The organism is Salinarimonas chemoclinalis, from assembly GCF_041514305.1.
GTDB classification, from domain to species: Bacteria; Pseudomonadota; Alphaproteobacteria; order Rhizobiales; family Beijerinckiaceae; genus Salinarimonas; species Salinarimonas chemoclinalis.
Genome location: NZ_JBGMWH010000004.1, coordinates 98,917 through 110,530 on the forward strand (window position 1 = coordinate 98,917; position 11,614 = coordinate 110,530).

Annotated in this window: 9 protein-coding genes; 6 read left to right on the forward strand and 3 right to left on the reverse strand. The window is 72.8% G+C overall.

Features of this window, described 5'->3' with window-relative positions; translation table 11 throughout:
* The first annotated feature begins 146 nt into the window (after positions 1–146).
* From AB9M23_RS09585 to AB9M23_RS09595, 3 genes are all read left to right on the forward strand, one after another.
* The gene (locus AB9M23_RS09585) at positions 147–821 is read left to right on the forward strand and encodes a GntR family transcriptional regulator (protein WP_372424308.1); all 675 of its coding nucleotides are present in this window, start codon (positions 147–149) and stop codon (positions 819–821) included.
* Between the two features lie 28 nt (positions 822–849).
* Positions 850–1,179, forward strand: coding sequence for an L-rhamnose mutarotase (locus AB9M23_RS09590; protein ID WP_372424309.1), 330 nt, complete (start codon positions 850–852; stop codon positions 1,177–1,179).
* A gap of 147 nt (positions 1,180–1,326) precedes the next feature.
* On the forward strand, positions 1,327–2,838 hold the full coding sequence (locus AB9M23_RS09595) for a UxaA family hydrolase (protein ID WP_372424310.1): 1,512 nt from the start codon (positions 1,327–1,329) through the stop codon (positions 2,836–2,838).
* 29 nt (positions 2,839–2,867) lie between these two features.
* Here the strand turns inward: AB9M23_RS09595 and AB9M23_RS09600 are convergent, their stop codons facing one another.
* Entirely contained in the window at positions 2,868–3,848 is a 981-nt protein-coding gene (locus AB9M23_RS09600; RefSeq protein ID WP_372424492.1) for an aldo/keto reductase, read from the reverse strand.
* A gap of 210 nt (positions 3,849–4,058) precedes the next feature.
* On the opposite strand from AB9M23_RS09600, the gene AB9M23_RS09605 reads away from it, so the two are divergent.
* Both AB9M23_RS09605 and AB9M23_RS09610 read left to right on the forward strand, forming a co-directional pair.
* Complete coding sequence (locus tag AB9M23_RS09605; RefSeq protein ID WP_372424311.1) at positions 4,059–4,805, forward strand: SDR family NAD(P)-dependent oxidoreductase; 747 nt, start codon at positions 4,059–4,061, stop codon at positions 4,803–4,805.
* 31 nt (positions 4,806–4,836) lie between these two features.
* On the forward strand, positions 4,837–5,676 hold the full coding sequence (locus AB9M23_RS09610) for a fumarylacetoacetate hydrolase family protein (protein WP_372424312.1): 840 nt from the start codon (positions 4,837–4,839) through the stop codon (positions 5,674–5,676).
* 52 nt (positions 5,677–5,728) lie between these two features.
* On the opposite strand, the gene AB9M23_RS09615 is transcribed toward AB9M23_RS09610, so the two are convergent.
* Positions 5,729–5,986, reverse strand: a complete 258-nt coding sequence (locus AB9M23_RS09615) for an acyl carrier protein (protein ID WP_372424313.1) — start codon at positions 5,984–5,986, stop codon at positions 5,729–5,731.
* Positions 5,983–7,497, reverse strand: coding sequence for an FAD/NAD(P)-binding protein (locus AB9M23_RS09620; protein WP_372424314.1), 1,515 nt, complete (start codon positions 7,495–7,497; stop codon positions 5,983–5,985). Before AB9M23_RS09620 ends, AB9M23_RS09615 begins: the two co-directional genes overlap by 4 nt.
* A gap of 145 nt (positions 7,498–7,642) precedes the next feature.
* Here AB9M23_RS09620 and AB9M23_RS09625 point away from each other — a divergent pair, with 145 nt between their 5' ends.
* Positions 7,643–11,605, forward strand: coding sequence for a non-ribosomal peptide synthetase (locus AB9M23_RS09625; protein ID WP_372424315.1), 3,963 nt, complete (start codon positions 7,643–7,645; stop codon positions 11,603–11,605).
* Positions 11,606–11,614: the final 9 nt, after the last annotated feature.

An 11,614-nucleotide genomic window follows, 5' to 3' on the forward strand; every position in this document is an offset into this window, starting at 1 on the left:
TATAATAGCCATTTCAAGAGGCTTCCGCCATTTTCGTGCGCGGCCTCCGGGCAGGGGAGCGCGGGCGCGCCGGACGGCGGCGCCCGCCGCTTGACATGCTAATATATTGCGTGCTTGCGAAGCGGGCACGAGCAAGGAACGCGCAGATGGACCTCGATCCCTCCACCCTCAATCGCGCACTGCCGCTGCGGGACCAGATCTACCACAAGATCCGCAACCTGATCGTCGTGGGCAAGCTGAAGCCGGGGGACCCGATCAACGAGGTCGCGATCGCGGAGGCGCTGGGCGTCTCGCGCACGCCGGTGCGCGAGGCGGTCAAGCGCATCAGCGACGAGGGCTTCATCAAGGTCCTGGCGCAGACGGGCACCTACGTCGCGCCGATCGGCCGGGACGACCTCGAGGAGGCCTACGTCATCCGCCGCGCACTCGAGATGGAGAGCGCGCGGCTCGCTGCGGCGAAGGTGACGGACGCCGGGATCGAGGCGCTGGAGGACAACATCGCCGCCCATCGCCTGGCGATCTCGCGGAGGCGCTACGCCACCGCGATCCAGCTCGACGACGTCTTCCACCGCACCATCGCCGAGACGAGCGGCTATCCCGGCATCTGGCGGGCCGTCGACATCTCGAAGGCCCAGATGGACCGCGGGCGCTACCTCGCCATCCCCAAGCCCGGCTACGGCGAGCAGACCATCGCCCAGCACGAGGCGATCCTCGAGGCGCTGCGCCGGCGCGACCCGGAGGCGGCTGCGGCCGCCATGGAGCACCACCTCGAGACGTCCCTGTCGAACACGTTCGAGGTCGCCGGCGAACTCGCCGGCTGAGGGCGCGAGACGCCGCAGGAGAGCCGACATGCGCAGGATGGGCCATTGCATCGCCCTCGAGCCCGCCGCGGTCGCGGAGTACAAGCGCGTGCACGGCGAGGTCTGGCCGGAGGTGCTCGCCGTGATCCGCGCGGCCGGCATCCGAAACTACTCGATCTTCCTGCGCGAGCCCGAGAACCTGCTCTTCGCCTATTGGGAGTATCACGGCACCGACTTCGCGGCGGATGCCGCCGAGATGGGCCGCTCGGAGGCGATGCGCCGCTGGTGGGCGGTCTGCGACCCGATGCAGCGCCCCTTGCCGACCCGCGCCGACGGCGAGTGGTGGGCGGCCATGGAAGAGGTCTTCCACCTGGACTGACGGGCCGCGCCGGCGGCCGGGGCGTCGCCGCCCGGGCGCGCGCCTTGACGTCGCCGGTTCTGTTATATTAGTATTCAATACTCGTTCCCGCCCCTTCCCCGCCACTCCGGCGGCGCGGGCCTCCGGCCGCCTCGAGCAGAGTAGAGAATGGCGCGCATCATCAAGCTGTCCGACAGCGACAACATCGTGCTGGCGGTCGAGCCGCTCGCGGCCGGCGAGACCGTCGACGGGATCGCCGTGAGGACGCGCGTGCCCCGCGGGCACAAGATGGCGGCGCGCCCCATCGCGGCGGACGAGCCGGTGGTCAAGTACGGGCAGATCATCGGCTTCGCCCGTGCCCCGATCGACGCGGGCGAGTGGGTCCACGAGCACAACGTCTACGTCCGCGCCTTCGATCGCGACCACCTGCCCGGCGCGGGCGCCCGGCCGACGATCATGGTGCCGGAGCCGGAGCGGGCGACGTTCGACGGCTACCTGCGCGAGAGCGGCAAGGTCGGCACGCGCAACTACATCGCCACGCTCACCTCCGTGAACTGCTCGGCGAGCGTCGCGCGCTTCATCGCCGAGGAGATCGAGCGCTCGGGCGTGCTGCGCGACTTCCCGAACATCGACGGCGTGATCGCCCTCGTGCACGGGACCGGCTGCGGCATCGACGTGAAGGGACCGGCCTACGATCTGCTGCGACGCACGCAATGGGGCATCGCCTCCAATCCCAACGTCGGCGGCGTGCTGATGGTGGGGCTCGGCTGCGAGGCCTTCCAGATCCCGCGCTGGATGAAGTCCTACGGCGTCGAGGAGAGCGCCACTTTCCGCACGATGACGATCCAGGAGACCGGCGGCACCCGCAAGACCGTGGACGCCGGCGTGCGCGCCATCGTCGAGATGCTGCCGCTCGTCGACCGGGCGCGGCGCACGCCCCGGCCCGTCTCCGAGCTCGTGCTCGCGCTGCAATGCGGCGGGTCGGACGGCTATTCCGGCATCACCGCCAACCCCGCGCTCGGCGCCGCCGTCGACCTCCTGGTCGCGCAGGGCGGCACCGCCATCCTCTCCGAGACGCCAGAGATCTACGGCGCGGAGCATCTCCTCACCTCGCGCGCCGAGACGCCGGAGGTCGCCGAGAAGCTGATCGAGCGCATCCGCTGGTGGGAGGACTATACCGCCCGCCACGACATGGAGATGAACAACAACCCCTCCCCCGGCAACAAGCTCGGCGGCCTCACCACCATCCTGGAGAAGTCGCTCGGCGCCGCCGCCAAGGGCGGCTCGACGAACCTGCGCGCGGTCTACGAGTACGCCGAACTCGTCGGCGAGCGCGGCCTCGTGTTCATGGACACGCCGGGTTACGACCCGGTCTCCGCGACGGGGCAGGTGGCGGGGGGCGCCAACGTCCTGTGCTTCACCACGGGGCGCGGCTCGGCCTTCGGCTGCAAGCCGACGCCGTCGATCAAGCTCGCCTCGAACAGCCACGTCTACGAGCAGATGATCGAGGACATGGACGTCGATTGCGGGGACGTGCTCGACGGCGTCTCGCTGGCGCGCAAGGGCGAGGAGATCTTCGCCGAGATCCTGCGCGTGGCATCGGGCGGGCGGACGAAGTCCGAGGCGCTCGGCTACGGCGACAACGAGTTCGTGCCCTGGACGATCGGCGCGACGATGTAGCGGGCGGCGCCGCCGCCCGCCTTCGGCCGTCATCGGGCGATCAGCCCATCGCGGGCGAGCGCGTCCCACAAGGCGTCCGGCAGCGGCGTCTCGAACCACTCGACGTTCTGGCGCACCCGATCGGGGTGGCGCGCGCCGATCAGCACCGAGGTGATCGCCGGGTGGCGGAACGGGAACTGGATCGCGGCGGCGGCGAGGGGCACGTCGAAGCCGGCGCAGACCTCGGCCAGGCGCTCGACCTTGCGCACGACCTCCTCGGGCGCGTCCTGGTAGTTGAACTTGCGCAGGCCTCCGGCGCCCGCGGCGAGGATGCCGGAGTTGAACACGCCGCCGACGACGATCGCCATGCGCGCGGCGCGCGCCTTCTCGAGCAGCACGTCCGCGCTCTGCTCGAGAAGGGTGTGGCGGCCGGCGAGCAGCGTCGCGTCGAGGTCCGCCTCGTTCATGGCGTCGAGCACGACCTCGGCCTCGTTCACGCCGAGCCCGAAGCCGGCGATGACGCCCGCCCGGCGCAGCTCGTCGAGCGCCCGGAAGCCGCCGCCCGTCGTCAGCGCCGTCCAATGCGCCTCGGCCCGTTCCCCGTGGGTGACGCGGCCGATGTCGTGGACGTAGAGGATGTCGGTCGCGGCCAGACCCATGCGCTGTTGGCTGTCGTCGAGGCTGCGCATCACCGCGTCGTAGGAATAGTCGAACACCTCCCGGAACGGCAGGCCGTTGCACCAGCCGGAATCGAGCGGGTTCCGCTCGCCCTCCGGCGGCAGCGGGCGGCCGGGGCGCTCGCGCGCCATCAGGCGGCCGACCTTGGTGCTGAGCACGACGTCGCCGCCACCGGCATCTTCGCCTCTCCGTTCGCGCAGGAAGTGCCCCAGCAGATGCTCGGAGCGGCCGAGACCGTACATCGGCGCGACGTCGAAATAGCGCAGCCCGCACGCCCAGGCGGCGTCGAGCGCCTGAAGGCAGGTCTCGCCGTCGACCGGCGTGTAGAGCCCGCCCATCGAGGCGCAGCCCATGCCGAGCGCCGTCAGCGGCGTCCCGGTCCTCTCGATGCGTCTCGTATCGCTCGCCTTCACTGCGCGTCTCCCTGTGCCGGCTGGCGGATTTCCCGCCTTGCCGAATGCGTTACACTAATATAACAACGGCGATCAAGCGCCTTCGGTCGGTCCCGAGCGATCCGGCTGTCCGGGCGCGCGGACCCCGCAGCGGATGGAGCTCAGCCCGACATGAACAGGATCGATCTCGACGGCCGGCACGCCGTCGTCACCGGCGGGGCGCAGGGCCTCGGCTTCGCCATGGCCAGGCGCTTCGTCGCCTCGGGCGCCACGGTGACGCTGTGGGACATCGACGCGGAGCGGCTCGAGACGGCGCGCGCCGAACTCGGCGCGGCGGCGACGACGCAGGTCGTCGACATCGCCGACTGGGACGCGGTGGACGCCGCCCGTCGCCGGACCGAGGAGATCGCCCATCCCATCGCCATCCTCGTCAATTCCGCCGGCATCGCCGGCGCGGCCGCGCCGCTCGACGCCTACGACATCGAGATGTGGAAGCGCGTCATCGACATCAACGTCAACGGCACGTTCCACGTCAACCGGGCGGTCGTGCCGGGGATGAAGGAGCGCAACTACGGGCGGATCGTCAACATCGCCTCCGTCGCCGGCAAGGAGGGCAACCCCAACGCCGCCGCCTACTCGGCTTCGAAGGCCGCGGTGATCGGCCTGACGAAGTCGCTGGGCAAGGAGCTCGCCGGCTTCGACATCGCCGTCAACTGCATCACGCCCGCCACCGCGCAGACGCGCATCCTCGAGCAGCTCACGCCCGAGTTCATCGAGTACATGCGCTCGCGCATCCCGCGGGGCCGCCTGCTCGAGGTGGACGAGGCGGCCTCCATGGTCGCCTGGCTCGTCTCGCAGGAGAACACCTTCACCACCGCCGCGACCTTCGACCTGTCCGGCGGCCGCACGACCTATTGAGGGCGAGACCCACCAGGGGGACGACACCAGCATGAAGCTCCTTCGCTACGGCCCCGCCGGCGCCGAGCGCCCCGGCCTCCTCGACGCCGACGGGCGCATCCGCGACCTCTCGGGGGTGATCGACGACGTCGGCGGGCGCGCCCTCGCCGATCTCGGCTGGGCGGCCGGACTCGACGTCGCCGCGCTGCCGGTCGTCGACGGCGCCCCCCGGCTCGGGCCCTGCGTCGCCGGAACGGGCAAGTTCATCTGCATCGGCCTCAACTTCGCCGACCACGCCGCCGAGGCGGGGCTCGAGGTGCCGCCGGAGCCGGTGATCTTCATGAAGGCGACCTCGGCCATCGTCGGGCCGAACGACGACGTCGTCATCCCGCGCGGGTCGACGGCGACGGATTGGGAGGTCGAGCTCGGCGTCGTGATCGGCAAGCCGGCGAAGCACGTGAGCGAAGGCGAAGCGCTGGCGCACGTGGTCGGCTACTGCGTGATCAACGACGTCTCCGAGCGCGACTTCCAGACGAAGCGCGCCGGGCAATGGACCAAGGGCAAGTCCTGCGACACGTTCGGGCCCATCGGCCCGTGGCTCGTCACCCGCGACGAGGTCCCCGATCCGCAGGATCTCGGCATGTGGCTGACGGTCAACGGCGAGAGGATGCAGAACGGCTCGAGCGCGACGATGGTCTACGGCGTCGCGCACGTCGTGAGCTATCTCTCGCAGTTCATGACGCTGCATCCCGGCGACATCGTCTCCACCGGCACGCCGCCGGGCGTCGGCCAGGGGCTGAAGCCGCCGCGCTACCTGAAGGCGGGGGACGTCGTCGAGCTCGGCATCACCGGGCTCGGTGCGCAGCGGCAGAGCGTGCGCGCCGAGGCGTGACCGGCCGGGGGGCCGCGAGGGGCGCGGGTCGGCGACGCCGGCCGGCGCCCCCTCAACGCTTCGGCGCGCGCGCGGCCACGATGTCGGCGAGATCGCCGAGGCTGCGGCCGAGCACCTCCTCGAGCTCCGGACGCGTGCCGAAGGCCGCCTCGATCCGTCCGGCGAGGATCGGTGCCGTCAGCGAATCCCCGCCGAGGTCCATGAAGTGGTCCTCCGGCCCGGCCTCCTCGCACTTGAGCAGAGCGCGCACCTCGTCGAGGATCGTCGCGCGCACGGTGCCGGCACTAGCGGCGGTCGCGTCCTTGGTCATGCCGTCCTCCCGTCCCAGACTCGATCGCGATAGAGCGCCTCGTCGAGGATCGGTGCGACCGGGCCGAGAATGCGGGCCTCGTGGCGGTCCGCGTCCGCGGCGAACAGGTCCGCGCCGATCGCCGAGACGAGCTGCGGAATGCCGTGGCGAAAGCCGCTGACTTCGCCCGGGTTGCGGCCGTTGCCGAGCTGGGCGGCCGCGCCGAAGAAGTGGATGTCCGCGAGATGCGGCGCCGTGCCCGGCACCTTCTCGGTGAAGGCGAAGCCCGGCGTCAGGTAGGGGTGGTGCGCCAGCTCCGCGTTCTCCTCGCCGGGGGGCGGGACGTAGCGGTCGCCCCACAGCGCGAGGTCGGGAACGACGTCGGCGAGCTCCGGGCGCGCGGCGAGGTCCGTCGCGTAGCCGGTGCCGGCGACGACGAAATCGAAGGCGAGCCCGGTGTCGCGTCCGGCGAGCCGAAGCCACACCCCGTCCTTCCGTGGCTCGAGCGCCGGGTCGCGGGCGTCGAAGTGGAGGTGGAAGGTCTCGTAGCGCACGGCACGGCGCACGGCGTCGGGAACCGGCCCCTGCGCGCGCCGGCACAGCGCGTTCATGATCCGCCAGCGGCGCGCGTCCGGCAGGAGGCGGAAGTGCTCGACGCTGCCGGGATAGTAGAGCATCCGCATCAGGGAATGGCGCTCGAGGTCGGCGTGGCGGCAGAACATGTGCACGCGGGCCGCGCCGTGCTCGAGCGCCACCGCCGCCGCGTCGAAGGCGGAGGAGGCCGCCCCGAAGATCGCCAGGCGCCGCCCGCGCAGCGCGGCGAAGTCGATGGGCGCCTCGGCATGGGCGTGGAGATGCGCCGGCAGCGCCTCGCGGACGAAGGCCGGCACCGCGCCGCCGCCGCTGCCGGCGAAGCCGGTGGCGAGGACGAGCTTGCGGCAGACCTCGTTCGCCGGCCGCCCCTCGATGCCGAGCCGCAGCCGCAGGCCCTGGGCGACCGGCTCGATGCCCTCGAGCCGCGTGCCGAACCGCACCGTCACGCCGACGGTCTCGCGGAACCAGTCGAGATAGGCCGCCCAGTCGAGCCGCGGGATCGCCGGCAGCGCGTCCCACGCGGCCTCCCCATGACGAGCCTCGTACCAGGACCGGAAGGCGAGTTCCGGGATGCCGAGCTCGGGGCCCGGCAGCGCCTTGGGCGAGCGCAGGGCGTTCATCCGCGCGGTCCCGCGCCAGATCCCCTCCTCGCCCTCGGCAGCCGCGTCGATCACCGAGATGCGTGCGATCCCGGCCCGGCGCAGGGCGAAGGCGATGGCGACGCCCGACTGGCCGCCGCCCACGACGACGACGTCGTGATCCGTGCCCGCGCGTGGCGGCACCCAGCTCTCGGGATAGCCGCCATGGGCGGCGATGGCGCGCGCCGCGGCGCGCTGGTGCGCCGCGATCGCGTCGGGCGCGCCGTCGTGGGCGTCGGGGCGGGCATCGGCGCGGCCCTGGAGTTGGGCGGTCGTTCCACTCGCGCTTTCCGGCTTCATCGTCGCGATCCCGCCTTCTCGCATGCACCCGAGGTGAACACCCGAGCGTGGTCACATTCGCCCTGCAGTCGTTGTTACTCTAGTATAACAGTGTCGATCAAGCTAGGATCGTGCACTCCGAGCAACCGGCGCAGGGAGCGCGCAGATGACGGACGCAGGGGCTTCGGCGGTTGGCGAGGTGGAGGAGACCTTCATCCTGGAGGGCATCCAGCAGGCCTACTGGGTCGGGCAGAGCGCGGCCCTCGATCTGAGCGTGCCGGCGACCTACTACGCCGAGGTGGATCTCCCGGCCGACGCCGCCGACGGCCTGTGTGCCGCGTACGACCGGCTGGTGCGCCGCCACCCGATGCTGCGGGCCGTCGTGCTGCCGTCGGGCGAGCAGCGCGTGCTCGACGACCCCGGCCCGGCCGCCGTCGAGGTCCTCGACCTGCGCGGCCTGCCGGAGGACGCGCGCACCGCCCGCCGCGAGGCGCTGCGCGCCGCGATGCGTGCGCGGACCTTCGCGCCCGAGGCCTGGCCGCAGGTCGACCTGCGCGCCGTGCGCGGAGAGACCGGGCTTCGCCTGCACGCGTGCTTCGCCCTGTGGATGATGGACGGCTGGAGCTTCCATCTCCTCCTCGACGAGCTCGTCGCGCTCGCCCGCGATCCCGGCGCCGCCCTCGCGTCCCCCGGCATGGGATTCGCCGCCTACGTCGCGGCGCAGCAACGGCGGCGCGCGGGGCCCGCGGCCGAGGCCGCCTGGGCGTACTGGCGCCCGCGCCTGGCGGACTTCCCCGGCCCGCCTACCCTGCCGCTCGTCCCGCGGCACGCGGACGCCGGGCCGCCGCGCTTCCGGCACCTGACCCGCACGCTCCCCGCACAGGCGTGGGCGCGCCTCGTCGCCCGCTGCACGGCTCTGCGCATCACGCCGAGCCTCCTCGCCTGCGCCGCCTACGGGGAGACACTCGCGCGCCATTCCGGCAGCACGCGCTTCGCGATCACCGTGCTGCACTCGGGCCGCTTCCGGCATCTGCCCGACGCGGCCCGCACGATCGGCAATTTCGGCACGACGATCCTGCTCGCGGTCGACGCCACCCGCGATCGGCCTTTCGTCGAGCGCGTGCGCGACCTCCAGCGGCGGTTCTGGCGCGACGCCGAGCGCGACGCCGTCAGCGGCCTCGACGTGACCCGCGCCCTCCAGCAGCGCGCGGGCAGCGGTCCCGGCGCGCACGTGCCGGTCACCTTCACCGCCGTGACGGCGCCGCCGCACGCGGGCGACGCACCCGCCCCCTGGCTCGATCTCGAGACCGCACGGCTCGCCGTGCCGCAGGTCCACCTCGACCACCAGCTCCACTTCGCGCCGGACGGATCGGCGGTGCTCGCCTTCGATCACGTGGTCGATCTCTACCCGACCGGCTTCGTCGAGGCGCTCTGCGACGCCCAACTCGCGCTGCTGGAGGCCCTCGCCGACGACGAGGCGACGTGGCAACGGCGCGATCCCTGGCCGGCGCCACGGAGCGCGCCCGCCCCCGCGCCGATGCCGACGGACGCGCCCGAGCGGCTCGAGGCCCTGTTCGAGCACGCCGCGCTGCGCGACCCCGATCATGCCGCGGTCGTCGCCACGAACGGCACCCTCACCTATGGCGCGCTGCGGCGGCGCGCGCGCGCCGTCGCCCGGGCGCTGCAGGCGCGGGGCGTGGGGCGCGGCGACCTCGTCGCCGTCTCGCTGGAGAAGGGCTGGGAGCAGGTGGCCGCCGTGCTCGGCACGCTCCTCGCGGGCGCCGCCTACGTCCCCGTCGACCCCGACCTGCCGGCGCAGCGACGCGCGCTGCTGCTCGAAGGAAGCGGCGCGCGCGCGGTCCTGACCAAGGCCGCGCACGCGTGGCCGGTCGACCGGTGGCCGGACCTCCCGCTCATCCGCCTCGACGACCTCGCCGCCGACGACGAGGCCCCCGACGAGGCCCCCGCTCCGCACGGCGGCGGCGCGGCCGACCTCGCCTACGTGATCTACACGTCCGGCTCCACCGGTACGCCGAAGGGCGTGATGATCGACCATCGCGGCGCCTGGAATACCATCGCCGACCTCGACCGGCGCTTCGCGCTCGGCCCCCGCGACCGCGTGCTCGCGCTCTCCTCGCTGAGCTTCGATCTCTCCGTCTGGGACCTCTTCGGCACGCTGGCCGCGGGCGGGACCATCATCATGCCCGATCCCGTGCTGGCGAAGGACGCGTCGCACTGGCGCGATCTCGTGAGCGCACACGGGGTCACGATCTGGAATTCGGTGCCGGCCCTGATGCGGCTCGCGCTCGAGGGCACGCGCGGCGCGGTCATGCCCTCGTTGCGCCTCGTCATGCTCAGCGGCGACTGGATCCCGCTCACGCTCCCCGACGCCGTGCGCACGGGCGCGCCGTCGGCGCGGATCTGGAGCCTGGGGGGCGCGACGGAGGCCTCGATCTGGTCGGTCCTCTACCCCATACGCGCGATCGACCCGCACTGGCGCTCCATCCCCTACGGCTTCGCCATGGAGCACCAGTCGATCCACGTGCTCGACGCGGATTTGCGCCCCTGCCCGGCCTGGGTCCCCGGCGACATCCACATCGGCGGCGTCGGCGTCGCGCTCGGCTATCTCGGCGACGAGGCACGCACCGCGGCGAGCTTCCTCTCCCATCCGGCGACCGGCGAGCGGCTCTACCGCACCGGCGATCGCGGCCGCCTCCTTCCCGACGGCGCGATCGAGTTCCTGGGGCGCGAGGACTTCCAGGTGAAGATCCAGGGCTACCGCGTCGAGTGCGCGGAGGTCGAGGCCGCGCTGCTGCGTGCGCCGGAAGTCGCCGCCGCGCTCGTCGCGGCCGCCGACGATCCGGCCGGCACGCGCCATCTCGTCGGCTGGGTCGTCGCGAAGGATTCCGGCCGCCCGCTCGACCTCGCGGCGCTGCGCGCGCGCCTCGTCGCGGACCTGCCGGCGTACATGGTGCCCACCGCCCTGATGCCGCTCGACGCGCTGCCGCTGAGCGACAACGGCAAGGTGATCCGCTCGGCGCTGCCGGCGCCGGACTTCGGCGCGCGCACCCCGGGTCGCGGCCGGAGCACGCCGCCGCGGGACCGGCTGGAGGAGACGATCGCGGGGCTGTGGCGCGAGGTGCTCGGCGTCGTCGACGTCGACCGCGACGACGACTTCTTTCGCCTGGGGGGCTCGTCCTTCGCCGGCATGCGCCTCGCGGCGCGGCTCGAATCGCGGTTCGGGTGCCGTTTCGCCTTCGCGAGCCTGCTCGCGCGGCCGACGATCGCAGGCATCGCCGAGGCGCTGCGCGAAGGCCGCGACGCGGCCGCCGGCGGCATCCTCGCTCGGCTGCGCCCGGGCGACGCGCGCCCGCCTCTCGTCTGCGTGCATCCGATCGGCGGCAACGTCGCCTGTTACGCCGCCCTCGCCCGGGCGCTGCCGGAGGGACGCGCGGTCTGGGGGCTGCGCGCGCCCGGCCCGGGGACCGGCGAGAGCCCGCTTTCGTCCATCGGAGAGATGGCGGACCGCTACCTGGCGGAGATCCGCAACCGTACGCGGGGGCCGATCCATCTCCTGGGCTGGTCGCTCGGCGGCCTCGTCGTGCAGGAGATGGCGCGCAAGCTCGTGGGCGCGGGCGAGGCGATCGGGCTCGTCGCGATGATCGACAGCCCGGTGCCGGCGCGCCGCGCGCGAGACGGGCGCGGGGACGATCGCTTCGCCCGCTTCGTCGGCGACGTCGCAGCCATGGCCGAGGTGCCTCCGCCGGATTTCGCTGATCTCGCGTCGCGTCCCCTGCCGGATCGGCTCGCCCTTCTTTGCGAGCACCTCGCCGCGCACGGCATCCCCATGCGCGAAACCGATCTCGCGGACGTCTTCGCGGTCTTCCGCGCCGGTGCCGCGGCGCTCGAAGAGCACGTGCCGAGGCGCCTGGACGGGGAGCTGCTGCACGTCGTCGCGCGCCGCGGCCGCGACGACGCCGAGACCGGCGATCGATGGCGCGAACTCGCCGCGCCGCTCGACGTGGTCGTGCTCGACGCCGACCACTACACGATCATACGCCCGCCGGCGATCGAGACGATCGCCGCACGGGTGGAAGAGGCCATGCTGCGCCGGGAGAGCCGCGCCTGACCACACGCG

What these genes read in the sequence shown, in the direction of transcription:
- AB9M23_RS09610 (WP_372424312.1), top strand. Translation starts at nt 4,837, where the DNA reads ATGAAGCTCCTTCGCTACGGCCCCGCCGGCGCCGAGCGCCCCGGCCTC.
- AB9M23_RS09585 (WP_372424308.1), top strand. Translation starts at nt 147, where the DNA reads ATGGACCTCGATCCCTCCACCCTCAATCGCGCACTGCCGCTGCGGGAC.
- AB9M23_RS09615 (WP_372424313.1), bottom strand. Translation starts at nt 5,986, where the DNA reads ATGACCAAGGACGCGACCGCCGCTAGTGCCGGCACCGTGCGCGCGACG.
- AB9M23_RS09590 (WP_372424309.1), top strand. Translation starts at nt 850, where the DNA reads ATGCGCAGGATGGGCCATTGCATCGCCCTCGAGCCCGCCGCGGTCGCG.
- AB9M23_RS09620 (WP_372424314.1), bottom strand. Translation starts at nt 7,497, where the DNA reads ATGAAGCCGGAAAGCGCGAGTGGAACGACCGCCCAACTCCAGGGCCGC.
- AB9M23_RS09625 (WP_372424315.1), top strand. Translation starts at nt 7,643, where the DNA reads ATGACGGACGCAGGGGCTTCGGCGGTTGGCGAGGTGGAGGAGACCTTC.
- AB9M23_RS09600 (WP_372424492.1), bottom strand. Translation starts at nt 3,848, where the DNA reads ATGGGCTGCGCCTCGATGGGCGGGCTCTACACGCCGGTCGACGGCGAG.
- AB9M23_RS09595 (WP_372424310.1), top strand. Translation starts at nt 1,327, where the DNA reads ATGGCGCGCATCATCAAGCTGTCCGACAGCGACAACATCGTGCTGGCG.
- AB9M23_RS09605 (WP_372424311.1), top strand. Translation starts at nt 4,059, where the DNA reads ATGAACAGGATCGATCTCGACGGCCGGCACGCCGTCGTCACCGGCGGG.